The 20,446-nt window shown below is 67.3% G+C and carries 21 protein-coding genes; 15 read left to right on the forward strand and 6 right to left on the reverse strand.

Features of this window, described 5'->3' with window-relative positions; genetic code table 11:
* The first annotated feature begins 53 nt into the window (after positions 1-53).
* Together MRBLMI13_RS02020 and MRBLMI13_RS02025 are read left to right on the forward strand one after the other, a co-directional pair.
* Entirely contained in the window at positions 54-1,418 is a 1,365-nt protein-coding gene (locus MRBLMI13_RS02020) for an inorganic phosphate transporter (protein ID WP_367820815.1), read from the forward strand.
* Positions 1,415-1,750 (forward strand): peptidase, encoded by a 336-nt coding sequence (locus MRBLMI13_RS02025; RefSeq protein ID WP_042541812.1) that lies wholly within the window; start codon positions 1,415-1,417, stop codon positions 1,748-1,750. The genes MRBLMI13_RS02020 and MRBLMI13_RS02025 overlap by 4 nt, the downstream gene beginning before the upstream one ends.
* Positions 1,751-1,775: 25 nt before the next feature.
* Here MRBLMI13_RS02025 and MRBLMI13_RS02030 read toward each other — a convergent pair whose 3' ends face one another.
* Positions 1,776-2,342, reverse strand: a complete 567-nt coding sequence (locus MRBLMI13_RS02030) for a TetR/AcrR family transcriptional regulator (protein WP_367820813.1) — start codon at positions 2,340-2,342, stop codon at positions 1,776-1,778.
* A 79-nt stretch (positions 2,343-2,421) separates the two neighbouring features.
* Here MRBLMI13_RS02030 and MRBLMI13_RS02035 point away from each other — a divergent pair, with 79 nt between their 5' ends.
* Positions 2,422-3,336, forward strand: a complete 915-nt coding sequence (locus tag MRBLMI13_RS02035; RefSeq protein WP_367820811.1) for a phosphodiesterase — start codon at positions 2,422-2,424, stop codon at positions 3,334-3,336.
* Positions 3,337-3,429: 93 nt separating this feature from the next.
* Entirely contained in the window at positions 3,430-4,890 is a 1,461-nt protein-coding gene (locus MRBLMI13_RS02040; protein WP_042541809.1) for an aspartate ammonia-lyase, read from the forward strand.
* A 58-nt stretch (positions 4,891-4,948) separates the two neighbouring features.
* Here MRBLMI13_RS02040 and MRBLMI13_RS02045 read toward each other — a convergent pair whose 3' ends face one another.
* Positions 4,949-5,818, reverse strand: a complete 870-nt coding sequence (locus MRBLMI13_RS02045; protein ID WP_042541808.1) for a fumarylacetoacetate hydrolase family protein — start codon at positions 5,816-5,818, stop codon at positions 4,949-4,951.
* Between the two features lie 88 nt (positions 5,819-5,906).
* Here MRBLMI13_RS02045 and MRBLMI13_RS02050 point away from each other — a divergent pair, with 88 nt between their 5' ends.
* The 4 genes from MRBLMI13_RS02050 to MRBLMI13_RS02065 all read left to right on the forward strand — a co-directional run bounded on the left by MRBLMI13_RS02050 (position 5,907) and on the right by MRBLMI13_RS02065 (position 9,283).
* Entirely contained in the window at positions 5,907-7,247 is a 1,341-nt protein-coding gene (locus MRBLMI13_RS02050; RefSeq protein ID WP_309687829.1) for a PrsW family intramembrane metalloprotease, read from the forward strand.
* Between the two features lie 13 nt (positions 7,248-7,260).
* Entirely contained in the window at positions 7,261-7,956 is a 696-nt protein-coding gene (locus tag MRBLMI13_RS02055) for an alpha/beta fold hydrolase (protein ID WP_367820808.1), read from the forward strand.
* A 222-nt stretch (positions 7,957-8,178) separates the two neighbouring features.
* Positions 8,179-8,547, forward strand: a complete 369-nt coding sequence (locus MRBLMI13_RS02060; protein WP_042541806.1) for an FKBP-type peptidyl-prolyl cis-trans isomerase — start codon at positions 8,179-8,181, stop codon at positions 8,545-8,547.
* Positions 8,548-8,728: 181 nt separating this feature from the next.
* Positions 8,729-9,283, forward strand: coding sequence for a YceI family protein (locus MRBLMI13_RS02065; RefSeq protein WP_042541805.1), 555 nt, complete (start codon positions 8,729-8,731; stop codon positions 9,281-9,283).
* A gap of 28 nt (positions 9,284-9,311) precedes the next feature.
* On the opposite strand, the gene MRBLMI13_RS02070 is transcribed toward MRBLMI13_RS02065, so the two are convergent.
* A complete protein-coding gene (locus MRBLMI13_RS02070; RefSeq protein ID WP_367820805.1) occupies positions 9,312-10,604 on the reverse strand; it encodes an MFS transporter in 1,293 nt (430 codons plus the stop codon).
* 185 nt (positions 10,605-10,789) lie between these two features.
* Here MRBLMI13_RS02070 and rpsO point away from each other — a divergent pair, with 185 nt between their 5' ends.
* The 3 genes from rpsO to MRBLMI13_RS02085 all read left to right on the forward strand — a co-directional run bounded on the left by rpsO (position 10,790) and on the right by MRBLMI13_RS02085 (position 12,393).
* Positions 10,790-11,059 carry a 30S ribosomal protein S15 gene (gene rpsO / locus MRBLMI13_RS02075; protein WP_017203073.1) on the forward strand — a complete coding sequence of 90 codons (270 nt, stop codon included), beginning with the start codon at positions 10,790-10,792 and terminating at the stop codon, positions 11,057-11,059.
* Positions 11,060-11,213: 154 nt separating this feature from the next.
* Positions 11,214-12,071 carry a hypothetical protein gene (locus MRBLMI13_RS02080; protein ID WP_367820802.1) on the forward strand — a complete coding sequence of 286 codons (858 nt, stop codon included), beginning with the start codon at positions 11,214-11,216 and terminating at the stop codon, positions 12,069-12,071.
* The gene (locus MRBLMI13_RS02085; RefSeq protein ID WP_367820800.1) at positions 12,064-12,393 is read left to right on the forward strand and encodes a transcriptional regulator; all 330 of its coding nucleotides are present in this window, start codon (positions 12,064-12,066) and stop codon (positions 12,391-12,393) included. The genes MRBLMI13_RS02080 and MRBLMI13_RS02085 overlap by 8 nt, the downstream gene beginning before the upstream one ends.
* Before the next feature lie 7 nt (positions 12,394-12,400).
* Here the strand turns inward: MRBLMI13_RS02085 and MRBLMI13_RS02090 are convergent, their stop codons facing one another.
* The gene (locus MRBLMI13_RS02090) at positions 12,401-13,405 is read right to left on the reverse strand and encodes an isopenicillin N synthase family dioxygenase (protein ID WP_367820798.1); all 1,005 of its coding nucleotides are present in this window, start codon (positions 13,403-13,405) and stop codon (positions 12,401-12,403) included.
* A 158-nt stretch (positions 13,406-13,563) separates the two neighbouring features.
* On the opposite strand from MRBLMI13_RS02090, the gene efeU reads away from it, so the two are divergent.
* The 3 genes from efeU to efeB are packed head-to-tail and all read left to right on the forward strand — an operon-like array spanning position 13,564 to position 17,079.
* Positions 13,564-14,514: an iron uptake transporter permease EfeU gene (gene efeU / locus MRBLMI13_RS02095; RefSeq protein WP_311879294.1), complete on the forward strand. Its 951-nt coding sequence runs from the start codon at positions 13,564-13,566 to the stop codon at positions 14,512-14,514.
* A complete protein-coding gene (gene efeO, locus MRBLMI13_RS02100; RefSeq protein WP_367820796.1) occupies positions 14,511-15,743 on the forward strand; it encodes an iron uptake system protein EfeO in 1,233 nt (410 codons plus the stop codon). The genes efeU and efeO overlap by 4 nt, the downstream gene beginning before the upstream one ends.
* 22 nt (positions 15,744-15,765) lie before the next feature.
* Positions 15,766-17,079: an iron uptake transporter deferrochelatase/peroxidase subunit gene (efeB, locus tag MRBLMI13_RS02105; RefSeq protein ID WP_367820794.1), complete on the forward strand. Its 1,314-nt coding sequence runs from the start codon at positions 15,766-15,768 to the stop codon at positions 17,077-17,079.
* Positions 17,080-17,095: 16 nt separating this feature from the next.
* Here efeB and MRBLMI13_RS02110 read toward each other — a convergent pair whose 3' ends face one another.
* Together MRBLMI13_RS02110 and MRBLMI13_RS02115 are read right to left on the reverse strand one after the other, a co-directional pair.
* On the reverse strand, positions 17,096-17,959 hold the full coding sequence (locus MRBLMI13_RS02110) for a serine hydrolase domain-containing protein (protein WP_367820792.1): 864 nt from the start codon (positions 17,957-17,959) through the stop codon (positions 17,096-17,098).
* On the reverse strand, positions 17,956-19,113 hold the full coding sequence (locus MRBLMI13_RS02115; RefSeq protein ID WP_367820790.1) for an acyltransferase family protein: 1,158 nt from the start codon (positions 19,111-19,113) through the stop codon (positions 17,956-17,958). The genes MRBLMI13_RS02110 and MRBLMI13_RS02115 overlap by 4 nt, the downstream gene beginning before the upstream one ends.
* A gap of 109 nt (positions 19,114-19,222) precedes the next feature.
* Here MRBLMI13_RS02115 and MRBLMI13_RS02120 point away from each other — a divergent pair, with 109 nt between their 5' ends.
* Positions 19,223-20,446, forward strand: coding sequence for an LLM class flavin-dependent oxidoreductase (locus MRBLMI13_RS02120; protein WP_367820788.1), 1,224 nt, complete (start codon positions 19,223-19,225; stop codon positions 20,444-20,446).

Genomic DNA, 20,446 nt, shown 5'->3' on the forward strand with positions numbered 1-20,446 from the left:
ACGTCGATCCCGTCGACACCTCTCCTTTCTTCCTCAACGACCGAAAGCGAACGGTGGAAACCGCAGCCCTCATCGTCGTGCTGGTTATCGCGCTGGCACTCTTCTTCGACTTCACCAACGGGTTTCACGACACGGCCAACGCGATGGCGACCCCCATCGCGACGGGCGCACTCAAGCCCAAGACAGCGGTCCTTCTCGCGGCGGTGCTGAACCTCGTCGGCGCGTTCCTCTCGACCGAGGTCTCCAAGACCGTGTCGCACGGGATCATCCGCGAGGACACGATCCAGGGCGATGTGTTCCTCCCGATGATCTTCGCCGGTCTCATCGGCGCCATCACCTGGAACATGCTGACCTGGCTCCTGGGCCTGCCCTCGAGCTCGTCCCACGCGCTTTTCGGCGGTCTCATCGGAGCAACGCTGGTCGGCGTCGGGGTCGGCGGCATCGACTTCGGCATGGTGCTGTCGAAGATCATCCTCCCGGCACTCATCGCCCCGCTGACGGCCGGCATCATCGCGTTCGCGGCGACCAAGCTCGCGTACTCGATCACCCGGCGCTACGACGGCAAGCCCGACGGGCGGGACGGTTTCCGCTGGGGTCAGATCTTCACGTCATCGCTGGTGGCCCTCGCGCACGGCACGAACGACGCCCAGAAGACGATGGGCGTGATCACCCTCGCGCTCATCACGGTCGGCTGGCAGAACAGCGAGCAGGCGGACCCGTATCTCTGGGTCATCATCGCCTGTGCGGTCACGATCGCTCTCGGCACGTATCTCGGAGGGTGGCGGATCATCCGCACGCTCGGCAAGGGCCTGACCGAGGTCAAGCCCGCGCAGGGCTTCTCGGCGGAGAGCTCGACAGCCGCGACAATCCTCGCCTCCAGCGCCTTCGGCTTCGCTCTGTCGACCACGCAGGTGGCATCGGGTTCGGTCATCGGCTCGGGCCTCGGCCGACGGGGGTCGACGGTTCGCTGGCGGACCGCCGGTCGAATCGCCATCGGCTGGCTCCTCACACTTCCGGCGGCAGGTGCTGTCGGCGCTCTCGCGGCCCTGCTGATCACATGGCTCGGACTCTGGGGCATCGCGATCGACACCGTCCTCGCACTCGCCGTGATCATCGGCCTGTTCCTGCGCTCACGCAAAGATGCAGTGACCTCGGCGAACGCGATGAGCGACGTCGCCGAGTCGGGGCTCGCGATCGAGCACCCGGACACGACGCCGCCCACGCGCAGGCAGCAGCGGATCATCGAGGCCAAGGCCGAGGCGAAGGCCCGCGCAGAGGCGCGAGAGAAGGCCAAGGCCAAGGCCAGATCGGATGCGAAGGCGAAAGCTGCGGCGAAGGCCGCGAAGAAGGCGCCGAAGACGGGCGTCGTGACGCAGACGGACAGCCCGGAGAAGACGAACAGCGAGGAGTCGAAGTGAGTGTCGGCATCGACTGGGGCGCATTCGTCCAGGTGTTCCTCGCCGCTCTGATCGGCGCCTGCGCCGTGGTGACGTTCTACGCGTTCGGTCTGCGTCTGCTGGTCCGCAGCGGACACGCGCCGGTCGTGAGTCCGGCGGAGTTCACCGACGCCATCACCGTGATCTCTGAGAAGGAGCTCAAGCGGGCGGCGAAGCAGGCCGCCAAGGCGGCGAAGAAGAGTCCTCTCACCGAGGCGCAGCGACGCATCGCGCTGTACGGCGCCTACGGGTGCTTCGCGCTGTGTGCGGTGGCCGTGGTGGCCGGCATCCTGATCATCGTCGTCGGGCACTGACCGGAGTGTCCGGCGGCGTCCGGATTCAGCGCAGAAGGCCGGTGACGAGGTCGTCCACGATCTCGTCGGTCGACGTGTCGGGATCGATCGGAGACGTCAGCCGATCGAGCAGAAGCCCGTCGATCGCGTAGTGGAACAGCGCGATCTCGCGTCGGCCGCCGGGAAGCCCCGCTGCCGTGTTGAACGCGACATCCGCATCGAAGCCCGCTCGCTGCCATGCCCCCAGGAGGGCGGCCAGCTCGGGGCGACGGCTGCTTTCGAGCCTCAGCTCGAACAGCGCCAGCGTGACGTCGCGGTCGTCGGTCAGACGACGCACGATGTCTCTGACGTAGTCGGCGAAGAGCTCCCTGCTCGGCTGCTCGGATGATCGGCGGGCGAGGTCATCGTCGCTGGGGGCGAGACGTTCGCCGATCCGCTCGACGAGGCCCTCGATGAGCGCATCCCGACTGCGGAAGTAGTTCGAGGTGGTGCCCACCGGCACGCCGGCCACCATGTCGACGGCGCGGTGCGTGAGCCCGCGAGAACCGTCCGTCGCCAGGACGCTCAGCCCCGCATCCGCGATGTTCCGTCGCCTCGTCTCGTTCTTCGCCATCCGAGCACACTATCGCGACTACTACAGCTGCCGTGGAGGTGTCATGGTCCGATGTCGCCGTGCGGCCTAGGCTGAGACCATGCCAGTGCCTTCCGACAGCGAGTTCGTCTTCGGTCGCCATGATCCCGCGAGTCACGTCATCATCCACGTGAGCGACCCGCACTTCCTGGCGAACGGCGTGCGGCTCGGCGGACGCTTCGACGTCGAGTCGAACTTCGCCCGCACTCTCGAGGCGATCAGGGCTGTGCATCCGCACCCGGCGGCGATCGTCATCACCGGAGACCTGGCGGATCTGGGGGAGCCGGACGCGTATCGCCGGCTCCGTCGTGCAGTGGAGCCCGTCGCGCAAGAGCTGGCGGCGCCGATCGTGTGGGTGGCAGGCAACCACGATGAGCGCCCGGCCCTGCGAGAGGGGCTGCTCGATCTGCCTCCGACTCAGGAGCCGGTGACGGGGGTATGGGACCTCGACGGGCTGAGACTGATCGCGCTCGACACGAGTGTGCCGGGGTGGCATCACGGTGACCTGGACGCCGGTCAGCTCTCGTGGTTGGCGGAGATCCTGAGTGAACCGGCGCCGCACGGCACTCTGCTCGCGATGCACCACCCGCCGCTGCCGAGCCACCTGCCGCTCTTCGACATCCTCGAGCTGCGGCACCAGGACGAACTGGCGGCGGTCATCCGCGATACGGACGTGCGCGGCATCCTGGCCGGTCACCTGCACTACTCCTCGCACGGCACGTTCGCGGGCGTGCCGGTCAGCGTGGCTTCGGCGACCTGCTACACCATGAATGTCGCGCGCCCCGCCGCCGACGTGAACGGCATGGATGCCGCGCAGGCCTTCCAGATCGTGCATGTGCGTCCTGAGACGATCACCCACACCGTGGTGCCCGTGACGGACGCGCCGACCGGAGATCACTTCTCGCTGGCATGGCTCGAGAGGATGGCGCGACTCAGCCCCGACGAACGACTCGAGGCCTTCTCGCGCAAACGCTGACCCGCCGTCGTATCCCTGGCGGCGCATGCACGCAGGCGTAGACTGGGAGCATCCCCCGCACCACACACTCGCCACTACCCACAAGGATGTGACATGGCTTCTGCCGCGCCTGCCCCCACCCGCACCGAGACCGACTCTCTCGGGAGCATGGAGATTCCCGCCGACGCGTACTGGGGGATCCACACTGCCCGCGCCGACGCGAACTTCCCGATCACGAAGCGCCCGATCTCGGTCTATCCCGACCTCGTCGTCGCGCTGGCCATGGTCAAGCAGGCCAGCGCCAGGGCCAACCGCGAGATCGGGGTCCTCGACCCCGAGCGCGCCGATCTGATCGACCGAGCCGCTCAGCGTGTGATCGACGGCGAGTTCCACGACCAGTTCACCGTCGGGGTGATCCAGGGCGGCGCCGGCACCTCGACGAACATGAACGCCAACGAGGTCATCACCAACATCGCGCTCGAGCTCGCCGGGCGTGAGAAGGGCGACTACGCGTTCCTGTCGCCGATCGATCACACCAACCGCAGCCAGTCGACCAACGACGTCTACCCGACCGCTGTCAAGATCGGTCTGTCGCTGACGCTCCGGTCACTGCTCGAAGAGCTCGATCTGCTGCGCATCTCGTTCCTGCACAAGTCGCATGAGTTCCACGACGTGCTCAAGGTCGGACGCACCCAGCTGCAGGACGCTGTGCCGATGACTCTGGGCCAGGAGTTCCACGGCTTCGCCTCGACCCTCGGCTACGACCACACGCGCCTCACCGAGAACGCGTCACTGATGTTCGAGATCAACATGGGCGCCACGGCCATCGGCACGGGCATCACGACCCACTCCGACTACGCGCCCGCCGTGCTGAAGCACCTGCGCGAGATCACCGAGCTCGACCTGGTCACCTCCGCCGACCTCGTCGAGGCGACGAGCGACACCGGGTCGTTCATGTCCTTCTCCTCGACGCTGAAGCGCAACGCGATGAAGCTGTCGAAGATCTGCAACGACCTGCGACTGCTGTCGTCTGGTCCGCAGGCGGGCTTCGGCGAGATCAACCTGCCCGCCATGCAGGCTGGTTCCAGCATCATGCCCGGCAAGGTGAACCCGGTGATCCCGGAGGTCGTCAACCAGGTGGCGTTCGCGGTCGCGGGTGCGGACATGACGGTGACGATGGCAGCCGAGGCGGGGCAGCTTCAGCTCAACGCCTTCGAGCCCGTGATCGCTCACTCGATCTTCCAGTCGATCACCTGGATGCGCCAGGCGATGTGGACGCTGCGCGTCAACTGCGTCGACGGCATCACGGCGAACCGCGATCGTCTCGGCGCCATGGTCGGCGCCTCGGTCGGCGTCATCACCGCGCTCACGCCGTTCATCGGATACGCTGCCGCAGCTGCTCTGGCCAAGACCGCCCTCCTGACCAACCGGAACGTGGCCGACCTGGTCGTCGAGGCCGGCTTGATGTCGCGTGAAGAGGTCATCAAGCAGCTGTCGCCCGCGCGTCTGTCCGGACTCGAGGCGATCACCGCTGCGATTCCGGTGATCTCGTCCGAGGACCTCATCGAGATCTGATCTGCGAGAAGGGGCCCCGGCGCATCCGCCGGGGCCCCTTCTCATATCCGCGTCCGGCTCAGTCCAGCACGCGGCAGTGGGTGGTGAGCTCGCCGATCCCGTCGATGCCGACTGTCACGGTCGAACGATCGCGGAGGAAGATCTGCGGGTCACGGGAGTAGCCGGCTCCTCCGGGGCTGCCGGTGGAGATCAGCGTGCCGGGCAGCAGCGTGAGCGACTGCGAGAGGTGTGCGATGAGCTTCGCGACCGATCGGACCATCTGGTCGGTGCTCGCGTCCTGCACGGTCTGGCCGTCCACGACGGCCCAGATGTGCAGGTCCTGAGGGTCGGCGATCTCGTCGGCCGTGACGGCGAACGGACCGGTCGGGGTGAAGCCGTCGAAGGACTTGCACCGTGACCACTGCGCCTCAGAGAACTGCACGTTGCGTGCGGTGATGTCGTTGACGACGGTGTAGCCCCAGACGTACGACAGGGCGTCGGCCTCTGCGACGTCTTTCGCAGGCGTGCCGATCAGCACGCCGAGCTCCGCCTCGTAGTCCACGGCCTCGCTCAGTGCTCGCGGCCACGACGTCGTCTGCTGATGGCCCGTGAGCGAATTGGGCCACAGGGTGAAGACGGTCGGAGCCGCGTCGGTCTTCAGGCCGAGCTCGCTCGAGTGTGCGGCGTAGTTCAGGCCGACCGCGAGCACCGCGGGGGGAGCGATGACCGCGGACGCGAATGACCAGCCCTCGAGCGGATGCCGGGTGGCGGTGCCGCTCTCGACAGCGGCGCGAAGCGCGGAGAGCATCTGCTCACCGCCCTCGATCAGCTGCTGAAGCGTCGCAGGGGGGTCGGGAAGAAGATCGGAGACGAGGATGGCATCGGCACCCTCCACCACTGCGAGATGCGCAGCAGGGGAGTCGGCACGACGCAGATGAGCGAACCGCATGCTCCTACGCTATCCGCTGCCCGGCTCGATTGCCTGGAGGAAGTCACCAGACCCGGGGGAAGTTGGTTGTTCGCCATATGCTTTGGCTATGAGTTCCGGAGGACCGTCCCAGCCATCGCCGTACACGCCGCCGCCAGCACAGCAGCAGCCCCCGGCGTATCCTCAGCAGCCCCAGGCCTATCCTCAGCAGCCGCAGGCCGGTCCGCCGCAGTACTCCGCTCAGCAATACGCGCAGTCGAGCTATGCGCCGACGCAGTTCTCGCAGCGTCCGGACTACGCGTCGGTGCTGGCCCAGCCGACCCCGTATTCCCCTCCGGCCCCTGCCGCCCCTTCGCCTGCCCCCGGTCTTCCTGCACTGCCCGCGGCGCGCCGAGGCGGACGAGTCGCCCTGTTCTCGCTGTTCGGTTTCCTCGGTCTGCTGTTGCTCGGCCTGATCGCCTACTTCGGGCTGTTCCTCGGCCCGCTCGCATCGATCATCGGGCTCGTGCTCGCGCTCGTGCCGCTCGCGATCGTCTTCTTCGTCGTGCGCATGATCGACCGGTGGGAGCCCGAGCCCAAGTCGCTCGTGTTCTTCGCGATCGCCTGGGGTGCCATCGCCGCCGTGGGACTCACCCTTCTCGTCGACCTGGGGCTGACCGCCGTCCTGGGGCTCAGGGGTGAGGTCGCGGGCGCTGTGATCCAGGCTCCCATCGTCGAGGAGTTCTGGAAGGGCTTCGGAGTCTTCCTGATCTTCCTCATCGCGCGTCGGTCCTTCGACGGACCGGTCGACGGAGTCGTCTACGGCGCGCTGGTGGGTGCCGGCTTCGCGTTCACCGAGAACATCCAGTACTTCGCGATCAGCCTCATCGAGGGCGGGGGAGAGCAGCTGACGGTGACGTTCATCCTGCGTGCGATCATGTCGCCGTTCGCGCACGCCATGTTCACATCGCTCACCGGCCTCGCAATCGGCCTCGCCGCTCGACGTCACGCATCCACAGGTGCAGCGCTCGGCTTCGGCCTTCTCGGGATGCTGGGCGCGATGGTGCTGCACGGCCTGTGGAACGGCTCGTCCTTCGCGAACTTCTTCCTCCTCTACTTCGTCCTCCAGGTGCCCCTGTTCGTCGGGTTCATCTTCGGCATCATCGCCTTGCGGCGAGAGGAATCGCGCTTGACGAAGGCTCGTCTGGGCGATTACGCGGCTGCAGGATGGTTCACCCCTGAAGAGGTCACGATGCTGGCGACCCCGGCGGGGCGCAAGACCGGCCTCGCCTGGGCCTCGCAGCTGCGCGGCGATCGACGTCCCCTGATGCGCGAGTTCATCAAGGACGCGACGATGCTGGCTTCCGTCCGTCAGCGGGCGATCACGGGCCGCGACCCGATGGCCCCGGCAGACGAACAGGCCCTGCTCGCACGCACACGCGCCACGCGGGCAGCACTGCTGGCGTATTGAAGGAGGCTGGGCCATGGCCGTCTTCATCCTCGTTCACGGAGCGGGAGACACGGGATGGTCATGGCATCGCGTCGCAGCCGCACTGAGGGATCGCGGACACGAGGTGATCGCGCCCGACCTGCCGGGTGATGACGAGTCGCTCACTCTCATCGACTATGCGGATGCCGTCGTGGATGCGGTCGGCGGACGACGAGGCGGAGTCGTGGTCGGTCACTCGTTCGGCGGACTCACTGCGCCGATCGTCGCCGAGAAGGTCGCAGCTGACGCCCTCGTGATGCTCGCGGCGATGATCCCGATGCCGGGGGAGTCGCCGGGAGAGTGGTGGTCGAACACCGGGTTCGCCGCCGCGGTGAAGGCGCAGGCGGCTCGCGACGGCGGTGTGACCGGAAACGATGATCCCCTCGTCGGCTTCTATCACGACGTGCCGCGAGCGCTGGCCGAGGAGGCGATGGGTCGCGAGAGGGCGCATCCGTCCGAAGCCTCGATGGCTGCGCCCTGGCCGCTCACCGCCTGGCCGAGCGTGCCGACGAAGTTCATCGTCTGCACGGAGGACAGGTTCTTCCCGTCTGAGTTCCTCCGGGACCTCGCTCTCGAGCGCCTGGGCGTCGTCGCTGACGAGATCCTGGCAGGCCATTGCGTCGCGCTCAGCAGACCGGACGAGCTCGCATCGTTGCTCGTCGAGTACTCGGCGGAGGCGCATCACGTCTGATGTTGACGCGAGAGACGAGTGCCCCGCAGCAAGACTCAGCGCCCGGTGCTGCGGCGATGCCTGCATGTCTACCCGGGCGCTGAGTTGATCTGTAAACAGGGTGCACCCGGTGCGGGCGGGTGTCAAGGGCTTGGAGGGTTCGAGTCGGCACACATCGCCGTTTCGCCCTCAGCGGAGCGATCCCGTTGACCGGCGACCCACGGCTCAGGTTTGATGGAGAGCATGACTGATCGCACAAAGCCTGAGTTCGACGCACCCACCGGGCCCGCCCCCGCGGAGCTCGTCATCCGAGACCTCATCGAGGGAGACGGCGCCGAGGCAAAGCCCGGCGACACCGTGACCGTGCACTATGCCGGTGTTGAGTTCGATTCGGGCGAGGAGTTCGACTCGTCGTGGGGTCGCGGAGAGACCATCCAGTTCCCGCTTCGCGGCCTGATCCAGGGCTGGCAGGACGGCATCCCCGGTATGAAGGAGGGCGGACGGCGTGAGCTCGTCATTCCGCCGCACCTGGCATACGGCCCCGTCGGCGGAGGCCACTTCCTCTCGGGAAAGACCCTCATCTTCATCATCGATCTCGTCGCCGTAGGCTGACCCGATCAAAGCCGGAAGGCGCCGAGACCCTCGTGGGTCCGGCGCCTTCTCCGTTGCAGGAGGTGAATCTGCGTGTTCGGGGAATACATGCATGTGCATGTAAGTTGTAACGCGTGACGCCGTGAACACGGCCCCTCATCCGTTGCCGCGTACTGCGGCTGATGTCTCCCGAGGAGAAACCATGACCAGCATCGACATTCCCGGTTACCGTCCCGGCACCTGGGTGCTCGACCCGTCGCACAGCGAGGTCACCTTCAGCGTGCGCCACATGATGATCTCGAAAGTGCGGGGCACCTTCGGCGTCAAGAGCGCGACCCTGATCGCCCCCGAGAACCCCCTCGAGGCCCGCGTCGAAGCGAGCGTCGACGTCACGTCGATCGACACGAAGGACGAGGGGCGCGACACGCACCTCCGTTCCGGTGACTTCTTCGACACCGAGAACTTCCCGACGATGGAGTTCGTGTCGACCGGTGCGCGCGCCGAGGGCGGCGAGCTCTTCGTCGACGGCGACCTCACCATCCGCGGCATCACCAAGCCCGTCAGCTTCGAGCTCGACTTCGGCGGTTTCGGCTCCGACCCGTGGGGCAACTACAAGGCCGGCGCTTCGGCCAAGACGGTCATCAACCGCGAGGACTTCGGCCTGACGTGGAACGCAGCACTCGAGACCGGCGGAGTGCTGGTCGGCAAGGACGTCACGATCAGCCTCGACCTGCAGGGCGCTCTGCAGCAGGACTGATCGCCTGATCTCGAGAACCCCGGGCCCATCAGGGCTCGGGGTTCTCTGCGTCGTACGCACGGAACCCCGGGCTGCGCCGTGCGAGCAGCGCGACCAGAGCGATCACGAGCAATCCGCCGAGCAGCGGGGGGAACCAGAGAGTGGTGAGGGTCGCGAGCGTGCCGGCGTAGAGGGCGCCGATGCGAGGGCCACCGGCGACGACGATGATGAAGACGCCCTGCAGGCGGCCGCGCATCGCGTCTGGCACTGCCGCCTGCATCATGGTGTTGCGGTAGATCGAGCTCACGTTGTCGGATGCGCCCGAGAGGGCGAGTGCCACGCACGCCGCGACGATCAGCCAGACATTCGGAGCCTGTTCGGTCGCCCCGCCGGAGAGGGCCCCGGCCACCAGGACCGCGCCGAACAAAAGGATGGATGCGCCGTAGGCCTCGACCGCCCGCTCGATGCCGCGCCCGTGCCAGCGATACTGCACGACCCGTCCGGAGAAGAGGCTCGAAACGAACGTGCCCGCTGCGACGGCTGCGGTGAGGATGCCGGTCGTCACCGCTCCTCCGCCGAGGAGGACCGTTCCGAGAGCCGGGAACAGCACGAGCGGCTGCCCGAAAGTCATTGCGATGATGTCGACGACGTATTGCATCCGGATGTTGCTCGCTCGGCGCAGGAACCGCCACCCGTCCACGAGCGACGCGAAGCCCGGCCTCACGATCTCACCCTCGGGGCGAAGCGGAGGCAGGCTCCACAGTCCGAGGAACATCGACAGCATCAGGATCACATCGAGGGTGTACGTCCATCCGTACCCGGTGAGTGCGACGAGGATTCCCGCGATGGCGGGTCCGGCCATCACCGTGAGTCCGAATGCCACTCCGTTGAGGGCGGAAGCGGCGGCGAGCTTGTCGCGGGGGATGAGCCGCGGCACGATCGCCGTGCGGGTGGCCATGCCGACCGAATTCGCCGCGGAGTTGACGATGCTCAGCACATAGAGCCACCAGATGGTCTCCGCGCCGCTCCAGGTGAGCGCCGCGAGCAGCGCGGTGGAGGCGAAGGTCACCGTGGCGGCGATCAACGCCACCCTGCGACGGTCGAAGGCGTCGGCGAGCATCCCGCCGTACAGCCCGGCGAGGACCATCGGCACGAGCCCGGCCACGGCGATCATCGAGACTGCGAAGGTGCTCCCGGTGAGCGCGAACACGTGCAGCATGACCGTGACGATCGTCAGTTGCCCGCCGATCCCTGCGAGGACCGAGCCGATCCACATCCGCGCGAACGCCGGGCTGGCCTTGAGGGGGCTGAGGTCGATCAGATGGCTGCGTGCGTCGCTCACGCCGGGTGTCCGTCATGCATGATTCGAGAGTATCCGAGACGCCATCGCGCGAGCGCAGTCGCGGTCCTCCGGCGGCATCGAGTCCTGGTAGACTCTTCAGGTTGCCGTTTGATCGGCCGCGGATAAAGAGAGCTCACGCATCAGGCGTCGGGCACCGCGCAACAAGCAGAGAGGGGATCGAATCTATGGCACTGGAAGCAGACGTCAAGAAGGCGATCATCGAAGAGTACGCGACGCACCCCGGTGACACCGGATCCCCCGAGGTGCAGGCCGCGATGCTGACGCAGCGCATCAAGGACCTCACTGAGCACCTGAAGGAGCACAAGCACGACCACCACTCGCGTCGTGGCCTCTTCCTGCTCGTGGGTCAGCGCCGCCGTCTGCTCGGCTACCTCCAGAGCGTCGACATCGAGCGTTACCGCTCGCTGATCGCTCGCCTGGGTCTCCGCCGATAACGCAGAGCGCTCCAGCGTACAATCGCGCAGAACATTCTTGAGAAGGCCGCCCCAGGTGTGGGGCGGCCTTCGTCATGTTCCAGGGGTTGACCCCGCGCCAGCTTTCCCGTAGGAAAGTAAGAAGCTTTCCAACTGGAAAGCGCGAGGGGGCATCATGGAGCAGAAACCTGTCGACGGCTACGAGGTGCTCGCGCCTCCCAGTGCCGACATCGCTCAGAGATATCTCGATGAGGCGGCAGCGGTCGCCACGCGTCGCGAACGCACGGTGGACCGTCGAGCACTGGCATGGCTGCAGATCGTCAATGCCGTGGCGACAGCGGCGTATCTGGCGGTGTTGGCGTTCGCCCTCCGGGCCGACAGTGTGCTCGCGTCACAGACCATCGTCTTCAGCTTCCTCCTGTGGGTTCAGCTCGCGAGTGGCATGGCGCAGCGCAGCGGCATGCAGCGCCGCCCCTCGTGGTCGAAGTGGCCGGCGCTGCTCGCGGGCGGTCTGCTCGTCGCCACGGCGCTCGTCGTCTTCGGCTTCGCCGTCTGGGCGCCGGGCTTCCCAGCCATCGGGGTGCTGATCCCACCCGCACTCGTCCTGGTGGGCTTGGGCGGCTACGGAGCAGTGCAGCTCGCTCGTGCGTCCGGCGACGTCCGTCCGCCGCGCTCGCACCCACAGCCACTTTCGCGCGTCATTCGTTGGGGGACGATCCTCGTCGGCGTCGCGCTCGGGGTGCTCATGACGCTCGCGTCGGCGCCGGACGGAGGGCTCGCGAGTGTTCTGGTCATGCTCGTCCTGCTGATGCTGTTCATCTGGATGTTCGCGTTCAGCAGCGATCTCGGGCTTCCTGCGATCGGCGCATCCTGGCGATGGCCGCACCTGGCGATCTTCGCGGTCGCGGTGTCGGCGCTCTCCGGAGCCGTGCTGCTACCCGTTCCCCTCGACGCGGGAGCGCTGGCGGGGGCCGCCGTGATCATCCTGTTCGTCGCCGTCTCCTTCGTCCCCGGGCGGGATCTCCGTGACTGAGTCGCCGCCGGCGCCGCATCCCCGTACCCGGCTCGACGACAACTTCGCGTCACCGATCCGCTTCTCGCTGATGGCCTCGCTCGGGGAGGGCATCGAATTGGACTTCGCGACACTCCGCGAGATCCTCCAGTGCGGAGACTCTCCGCTGAGCAAGGCCATCACGCACCTGCAGGCGGCGGGGTATGTCGTCGCCCGCAAGGGCAGTCTCGGCAGTCGTCCGCGCACCTGGGTGTATTCGACCTCGACGGGGCGAGCGGCTTTCGCCGGCCACCTCCAGGCTCTGCGCGAGATCGTCGCGCTCGGGGGCGGCCCGGCGTTGTAGCCGGTGGTCAGGCCTTCGTGGCGACCAGGTCCGGGTGGTGGATCGCAGCGACGTCGGGGTGGGCGCGCAGCCGTGACTTCATGGCGTTCTCCCCGTACGTCGCGTGGATCGGATTGCTCGGATCCTCGGTGATGCCGGTCGCCTCTGCAGCGAGATCGGCCGGAAGGTCGAGGAGCGGCAGCTGCTGGTCGAGCGCCGGATTGAAGAAGAACGGGATGGAGATGCGCTCCTCCGGTGCCGTGGGGGAGATCACGCGGTGGTTGGTCGCTTTGAGATAGCCACCGGTCGCGTACTCCAGCAGTTCCCCGATGTTGACGACGAACGCGCCGGGAACGGGCGGAGCCGACACCCACTCGCCGTTCCGCTCCACCTGCAGTCCACCCTTGCCCGGCTCGACCCAGAGCAGCGTGAGCACGCCGGAGTCCTTGTGGGCGCCGACGCCCTGCTGGGGCTCCGGCTCATGAGTGCCCGGGTAGCGGACGATCTTGATGAGCGTCGAGGGGTCACGGAAGGGCTCGTCGAAGTACGACTCCTCCGCTCCGAGCGTCACGGCCCAGGCGCGCAGCAGCTTGTGCGCGACCTCGGTCAGAGTGTCGTGCCATTCGGTGACGACCGTCTTCAGCTCGGGCTGGGCCTCGGGCCAGAGGTTCGGGCCGGTGAGGCGGTTGAAAGCGGGTCCGCCCTCGATGGGTTCGCGCTCGGGGCCGATGTCGATCTGCTCGCGCCAGTCGATCTTGCCCTGCGTGCGTTCGCCGCCGACACGGGTGTATCCGCGAAAGTGGGGGCTGTTGACGTTCTCGATCGCGAGCTTGTCCTTTTCGGGCAGCGCGAAGAAGTCGAGCGCGGCCCGGTGCAGGCGAGCTTCGAGCTCGGGGGAGACCCCCGTGCCCGTCAGGTAGAAGAAGCCCACATCGTGTGTCGCTGCACGCAGTTCGTCTCGGAACCGTGCCGCGGCCTCGGGGCCGGCATCGAGCTGGGACAGGTCGAGGATGGGAAGCGAGAGATCAGCCATGCATCGAGCGTAAATCGGTCGCGAGGTGCGTGGTCGAGTGTTGCGTCGCATTACTCCCGCCGGTTCGAGCACGTGAATGAGGCGACCGCGATCTGGTGATAACCTCTCTGAGGTAAGGGATGCCTTACCTCAGTCTTTTCTCAGAGAGTCTCCATTCCGTGCTCGCAACGTTCCTGATCGGTCTTCGCGAAGGCCTCGAGGCCGCTCTCGTCGTCGGCATCCTCGTCGCCTACCTCCGCCGTCTCGGGCGCAGCGACGCTCTGCCGAGGCTCTGGGCCGGTGTGGGGCTGGCGATCGCCCTCGCTCTGGGCATCGGCGCGGTCCTCACCTTCGGTGCCTACTCGCTCACGTTCGAGGCGCAGGAGCTCATCGGCGGCCTTCTCTCGCTGCTCGCGGTGGGCATGGTCACCTGGATGATCTTCTGGATGCAGAAGGCCGGGCGCACCATGAAGGCGACCCTCGAAGGCGGACTCGATCGTGCTCTCACGAACGGAGGCCTGTGGGCGCTGATCGCGATCGGCTTCGTCTCCGTGGCCAGGGAGGGGATCGAGACGACCCTGCTCCTGTGGTCGATGGTCCAGTCGTTCGGAGACGCCCCCTCCGCCCTGCTCGGGGCGATGCTCGGTCTCGTCGCCGCCGTCGTGATCGGATGGCTGCTCGCCCGCGGTGCCGTCCGACTCGACCTCCGCCGGTTCTTCACCTGGACGAGTGGCTTCCTCGTGATCGTCGCGGCAGGCGTCCTGGCATACGCCATCATGGACCTGCAGGAGGCAGGTGCCCTGCCCGGCCCCTTCACCTCGGCGGCTCCCATCGACGCCGTCACCGGCGCCGTGGCGCTCGGCTGGGCCGCGTTCCCGTTCGGATGGGCGTTCGACGTGACGAACGTGATCGCCCCGGACGGAGCATGGGCCACCATCCTGCAGGCGACCGTCGGCTTCATGCCGCGGATGACGTGGCTTCAGGTGACGGCCTGGGCCGCCTACCTCGTCGTCGTCGGATTCTTCTTCGTCCGCGGGCTGCGTTCCCGTCGGCCGACCACGCCTCGCTCGTCCACGTCCGCAGACCGCGACGTCTCGACTCCCACTCTCACCCAGCAAGGAGCAGCATGACCACCTCTCGCCGAATCCTCGGTGCTGTCGCCGCAGCCGGCGCGACAGCACTCGTTCTCAGCGGCTGCGTCGCCAAAAGCGATGTCGCAGCAGGCGCCGCGTTCGACGTCTCGTCGACCGACTCCGAGTGCGCGGTCTCTGCGACGACTGCCGAGAGCGGCACCCTCACGTTCGACGTGACGAACGACAGCGGCCAGACCTCGGAGTTCTACCTGCTCGCCGACGACGGACTGCGCATCGTGGGCGAGGTCGAGAACATCGCGCCGTCCGCCTCCCGCACACTCACCGTGGTGGCGCAGCCGGGCAAGTACTTCACCCTGTGCAAGCCGGGAATGATCGGCGAGGGCGTCGGCAAGTCGGAGTTCACGGTGACCGGAGACCGCGTCGCGGTCGAGGGTGAGGATGCCGACCAGAAGCAGCAGGCCGTCGACCTGTACGCGGCGTTCGTGAAGGACCAGGTCGGACAGCTCGTGCCGTCCGTCGACGAGTTCGTCGCCGCCTACGAGTCGGGCGACGACGAGACCGCTCGCGCGCTCTTCCCGCAGACTCGGGCCTTCTACGAGCGCATCGAGCCCGTCGCCGAGGCTCTCGGCACCCTCGATCCTCGCATCGACTACCGAGAGGTCGATGCTGTGGCCGAGGGTCTCGACTGGACCGGCTTCCACCGCATCGAGAAGGACCTCTGGGTGCCGGCGCAGGACGCCCTCAACGCCGACGGCGAGACGCCCGCCTGGCATGACTGGGCGCCCTCGACGACCGAGGAGCGCGCCGGTTACGGTGACCAGCTGCTCGCAGACGTTCAGGAGCTCTACGACTACGTGCACTCCGACGACTTCACGACCGCTCTGGACGACCAGGGGATCGGCGGAATCTCGAACGGTGCGATCGCGCTGCTCGACGAGGTCGCGACCGGCAAGATCTCCGGAGAAGAGGACTGGTGGTCGGGAACCGACCTCTACGACTTCGCGGCCAACGTCGAGGGCTCCAAGATGGCCTTCTCCCTCGTGCAGGACTTCGCCACCGCGCAGGGCGATGACGGCGCCGCGCTCGTCACCGAGATCCAGGACGGATACGCGGCTCTCGACGAGTCGCTGGCAGCGCACGGTTCGCTCGAGGCGGGCTTCGTCGGTTACGCGGAGCTGACCGACGCCGACAAGCGCGAGTTCACCGACCTCATCAACGCTCTCGCCGAGCCGCTGTCGCAGCTCACCGGCACAGTCCTCGACTGATTCGAAGGGGACGATCCCGCCCGTGAACGAACGCGCGAACGATGCTGCGACTGCCGACTCCGCGCCGGAGTCGGCAGCCACGGCATCCCCATCAGCAGGCCTCAGCCGACGCGGGCTCCTCGGCCTCGCGATCGGCGGGGGAGTCGCCTCCCTCGCGGTGGGGGTGGGCGGCGGACTGGCCGGCGGCGTGGCCCTCGGCCGCGCCAGAGCCGAGGCGGATGCGCAGATCGCCTACGAGTTCTTCGGCGCGCACCAGGCGGGGATCACGACGCCGGTGCAGGAGCATCTGCACTTCGCGTCGTTCGACATGATGCCGCGGACCGATCGTGACGACCTGATCACGTTGCTGCAGGACTGGACGTATGCGGCGTCGCGAATGACCAAGGGCCTCGAGGTGAGCGCCACGGGCGCAGTCGGGGGCGACGCCGAGGTGCCGCCCGATGACACCGGTGAAGCTCTCGGCCTCCCTGCCGCCGGTCTCACGATCACGTTCGGATTCGGGCCCAGCCTGTTCGAGAACGAGGACGGCGACCGCTTCGGAATCGCCGCACGCCGCCCGCAGAAGCTCGAGAGGCTGCCCGCTTTCCTGGGCGACGACCTCGACCCGCAGGCCTCGCACGGCGATCTCTGCATCCAGGCCTGCGCAGATGACCCGCAGGTCGCGGTGCACGCGATCCGCAACCTCAGTCGCATCGCCTTCGGGCGTGCTCGGCTGCGCTGGTCGCAGCTCGGTTTCGGCAAGACCTCCCGCACCACCTCCGCCCAGGCGACCCCGCGCAACCTGTTCGGATTCAAGGACGGCACGGCCAACATCCTCGCCGACGACGCCGCCGCGCTCGACGCGAACGTGTGGGTCGGCGAATCGGATGAGCCCGCATGGATGACGGGAGGCTCGTATCTCGTCGCGCGGAAGATCGCGATGCTGATCGAGACCTGGGATCGGGTGCGGCTCTCGGAGCAGAACACGATCGTGGGTCGTGACAAGGGCGAGGGGGCGCCGCTGTCGGGCGGCGACGAGTTCACCGCACCGGACTTCGGCTCGTCTGCGATAGACCGGAACGCGCACGTGCGGCTCGCGCATCCGGATCAGAACGACGGCATCCGCATCCTTCGCCGCGGGTTCAACTACGTCAACGGCAACAATGATCTCGGCCGCCTCGACGCGGGACTCTTCTTCCTGTCGTACCAGCGCGATCCGTCGCAGTTCATCTCTCTGCAGCGACGGCTGTCGACCGACCGCATGAACGAGTACATCATGCACGTCGGCTCGGGCATCTGGGCGATCCCGGCCGGGGCGAAGCCCGGATCGTACGTCGGCGCCGGGCTCTTCGCCTGACGGACGCGGAACGCGGTCAGGCGCTGAGCGTCTCAGTTACGAACGCCGACATGGCGTCTGCGCCGAAGTGGTCGTCAGCGGTGATGGTCACGACGGCATCGCCGGAGAAGATCAGCAGCTGCCCGTAGGCGCCGTGCAGGCGCCAGGCCGCGCCCGGGCCGTCCCATCCCGACAGCGCGTAGCGCTCGTAGCCGGGGTTCTGGCCCGCCGTCACCCAATCGGCGTGCATCGCGTCGATGACGGCGGCGGAGACGAGGCGCCGCCCCTCCCATTCGCCGCGATCGCGGATCAGTCGGCCCAGGCGTGCCGTCTCCTCGGTGCGCAGGGCGATGCCGCTGCCGCCGACGATTCGGCCGCGCGGGCACCGCTCCCACTCGAGGTCGTCGATGCCGAGAGGCGCGAGCAGCCGCGGTCGCAGGTAGTCGACGATGTCGCCGACTCGTGTCGCGAGCACGGCCATGGCCGTGTAGGTGCTCGCGTTCGAGTACTGGAAGACGTGACCACGCGACGGGCGCGAGAGGAACTCGCGTGCGAGGTCGGGCCAGTCGGTCATCATGGTCTCCGACCAGGGGAGGTCGATTCCGCTCGACATCGAGAGCAGGCGTCGGAGCGTGATCCGGTCGACGCCGTCTCCGAGCGGGAGTTCCGGGACGTACTCGGCGATCGGAGCGTCGAGCGACACGAGACCCTCGTCGGCGGCGATCCCGGCCGCGAGGACGCATACGCCCTTCGCCACCGAGTGGATCTCCTCGCGGACGTCAGCGGTCCACCGGTGCTCTGCGACGTCGGCTCCCACCAGAACGTGAAGCCCATGGGCTCCGAATCCCGAGGCATCCGCGTGGTCCACCAGGCGGTCGCGGATCGTCTCGGCTCTGGTCACTCCTTCAGGCTAGCCGCTGCCCCCTGGCGCGGCCGACGAGACCCGGTCGGGTCGCTGCGGTGGCCTTCACGTCGAGCGAGCTCAGGATCGCGGAAGAGCCACTGCGGGCGGGGCTCGACCAGAGGACGGAAGAGCCAGCGCACCGGCTTCGTCGCGAGAGCGAGGGCAAGGACCACAGACAACAGGGTCACGAGCGGCAGCCACAGCCACGTCGGATCGAGATCGCGCAGCACGCCGGACTCGCGGAACGGGTAGAGCACGAACGAGTGAAGCAGGAACACGTACATCGTGTACTGGCCGAATCTCGTCCACCAGTATGTGCGTCGGGGGATCAGGGTGAAGAACGCGGCGCTCAGGAGCACCGCCAGCAGCATCAGCGCGATGCGCACGCCGCCGGCCCACCACTGCTCTCCGCCGAGGTCCGCGTACGCATCCTCGTAGAACAGCCAGTGGCGCAGGTCGATCTCTTTCCAGAGGTCTATCCAATGCCAGGCGGCGAAGCCGGCCGCGCCGAGCAGGGCGACACTGGCGACGCGGGTCCACCAGGGACGCGTCTCCAGCAGACGGAGGCGTGCGACCACGTCGCGCTCGCGCAGCCACCATCCGAAAGCGAAGAAGGGCAGCAGGCCGAGTGTGCGCGACAGCGAGAACGTGCTGTCGACGTTGGGGAGGTAGCCGACCCCGACTGAGATGATCACCGTCCACAGCAGCGGCCAGCGCAGCAGCGCGAGGTAAGGGAGTACGAGGCGGAAGATGCCGAGTGCGAGCAGGAACCACAGCGTCCACGAGGGCTTTGTGAGGTTCGGGTCGGCCTGACCCTCGACCAGCCACTTCGTCAGAGTCCACAGGAGTTCGAAGATGACATAGGGGAGCAGGATGTCGGTGATCACGCGCGCCATCTGGACTCGCGTCGGCGACCCGGACTTCGAGAAGTAGCCGGAGATGATCGCGAACGCGGGCATGTGGAAGGCGTAGAGCGCGAGATACGCCGCCAGCGCGATGTCCGAATCGTACGTGAGACGCTGGATGGCGTGACCGAGGACGACCAGGACGATGCAGGCGTAGCGGGCGTTGTCCCAGAACGGGACGCGCTTGCGAGGCTTCTGGACGGATCCGGTGGCGGGGTTCGTCGTGGCGGCTCCGTCGCTGTGCATCCTCTGAGGCTACTCGGGGAATAAAGTTGGCCGCATCGCGTTGACTCAGATACATTCAAATGAATAGAACCGGATGCAGGGCACCCGATTCGGAGAAGACGGAGCAATCATGAGTGAGCAGGCAGGCGTCCCGGTGCAGTTCGGCATCATGTCGGTCAGCGACATCACCCGCGACCCGACCACCGGTGAGACGCCGAGTGAGCAGGAGCGGATCAAGGCGACCCTGGCGATCGCCAAGCACAGCGAAGAGGTAGGTCTCGACGTCTTCGCGATCGGCGAGCACCACAACCCGCCCTTCTGGTCGTCGAGTCCCACGACCTTCCTCGCCGCACTCGCGGCGCAGACGGAGCGTCTGATCGTCTCGACGTCGACCACGCTCATCACGACCAACGACCCCGTGCGCATCGCCGAGGAGTACGCGATGCTGCAGCACGTCTCCGACGGCCGCATGGACCTCATGCTCGGCCGCGGCAACACCGGACCGGTCTACCCCTGGTTCGGCCAGGACATCAGGCAGGGTCTCCCGCTCGCGATCGAGAACTACGCCCTGCTGCACAAGCTGTGGCGTGAGGACGTCGTGAACTGGGAGGGCAAGTTCCGCACCCCGCTGCAGGGCTTCACCTCGACGCCGCGCCCCCTCGACGGAGTCGCACCGTTCGTGTGGCACGGATCGATCCGCACACCCGAGATCGCGGAGCAGGCCGCGTACTACGGAGATGGCTTCTTCGCGAACAACATCTTCTGGCCCAAGGAGCACTACCAGCGTCTGATCGAGCTGTATCGTCAGCGCTACGCGCACTACGGCCACGGCACGCCTGAGCAGGCGATCGTCGGCCTCGGCGGCCAGGTCTTCATGGCGGCGAAGTCGCAGGACGCGGTGAACCAGTTCCGCCCGTACTTCGACAACGCCCCCGTGTACGGTCACGGACCGAGCATGGAGGACTTCACCGAGATGACTCCGCTGACGGTGGGTTCGCCTCAGCAGGTCATCGACCGCTATGCCGCGATGCGCGAGCACTACGGCGACTACCAGCGCCAGCTGTTCCTCATCGACCACGCGGGCCTTCCGCTCAAGACGGTGCTCGAGCAGCTCGACATCCTCGGCTCCGAGGTCGTGCCCGTGCTCCGCAAGGAGATGGCGCAGGACCGCCCGGCCGGCGTGCCGGATGCTCCCACGCACGCGGCACGGGTGAAGGCGGAGTTCGGCGACGGTCCGACGCGTCAGGCACGGCCCGGCGCCAACCGCGGCGACAACCTGACGGGTGACTCGCCCTATCAGGACTCTCCCGCTCCTGCGGGGGCAGCGTTCGGACTCAGCCGGAAGGGGGCCTGA

It is taken from the genome of Microbacterium sp. LMI13-1-1.1, assembly GCF_040815625.1.
Classification (GTDB): domain Bacteria; phylum Actinomycetota; class Actinomycetes; order Actinomycetales; family Microbacteriaceae; genus Microbacterium; species Microbacterium forte.

What these genes read in the sequence shown, in the direction of transcription:
- MRBLMI13_RS02030 (WP_367820813.1), bottom strand. Translation starts at nt 2,342, where the DNA reads ATGGCGAAGAACGAGACGAGGCGACGGAACATCGCGGATGCGGGGCTG.
- MRBLMI13_RS02035 (WP_367820811.1), top strand. Translation starts at nt 2,422, where the DNA reads ATGCCAGTGCCTTCCGACAGCGAGTTCGTCTTCGGTCGCCATGATCCC.
- MRBLMI13_RS02040 (WP_042541809.1), top strand. Translation starts at nt 3,430, where the DNA reads ATGGCTTCTGCCGCGCCTGCCCCCACCCGCACCGAGACCGACTCTCTC.
- MRBLMI13_RS02045 (WP_042541808.1), bottom strand. Translation starts at nt 5,818, where the DNA reads ATGCGGTTCGCTCATCTGCGTCGTGCCGACTCCCCTGCTGCGCATCTC.
- MRBLMI13_RS02050 (WP_309687829.1), top strand. Translation starts at nt 5,907, where the DNA reads ATGAGTTCCGGAGGACCGTCCCAGCCATCGCCGTACACGCCGCCGCCA.
- MRBLMI13_RS02055 (WP_367820808.1), top strand. Translation starts at nt 7,261, where the DNA reads ATGGCCGTCTTCATCCTCGTTCACGGAGCGGGAGACACGGGATGGTCA.
- MRBLMI13_RS02060 (WP_042541806.1), top strand. Translation starts at nt 8,179, where the DNA reads ATGACTGATCGCACAAAGCCTGAGTTCGACGCACCCACCGGGCCCGCC.
- MRBLMI13_RS02065 (WP_042541805.1), top strand. Translation starts at nt 8,729, where the DNA reads ATGACCAGCATCGACATTCCCGGTTACCGTCCCGGCACCTGGGTGCTC.
- rpsO (WP_017203073.1), top strand. Translation starts at nt 10,790, where the DNA reads ATGGCACTGGAAGCAGACGTCAAGAAGGCGATCATCGAAGAGTACGCG.
- MRBLMI13_RS02080 (WP_367820802.1), top strand. Translation starts at nt 11,214, where the DNA reads ATGGAGCAGAAACCTGTCGACGGCTACGAGGTGCTCGCGCCTCCCAGT.
- MRBLMI13_RS02090 (WP_367820798.1), bottom strand. Translation starts at nt 13,405, where the DNA reads ATGGCTGATCTCTCGCTTCCCATCCTCGACCTGTCCCAGCTCGATGCC.
- efeO (WP_367820796.1), top strand. Translation starts at nt 14,511, where the DNA reads ATGACCACCTCTCGCCGAATCCTCGGTGCTGTCGCCGCAGCCGGCGCG.
- MRBLMI13_RS02115 (WP_367820790.1), bottom strand. Translation starts at nt 19,113, where the DNA reads ATGCACAGCGACGGAGCCGCCACGACGAACCCCGCCACCGGATCCGTC.
- MRBLMI13_RS02120 (WP_367820788.1), top strand. Translation starts at nt 19,223, where the DNA reads ATGAGTGAGCAGGCAGGCGTCCCGGTGCAGTTCGGCATCATGTCGGTC.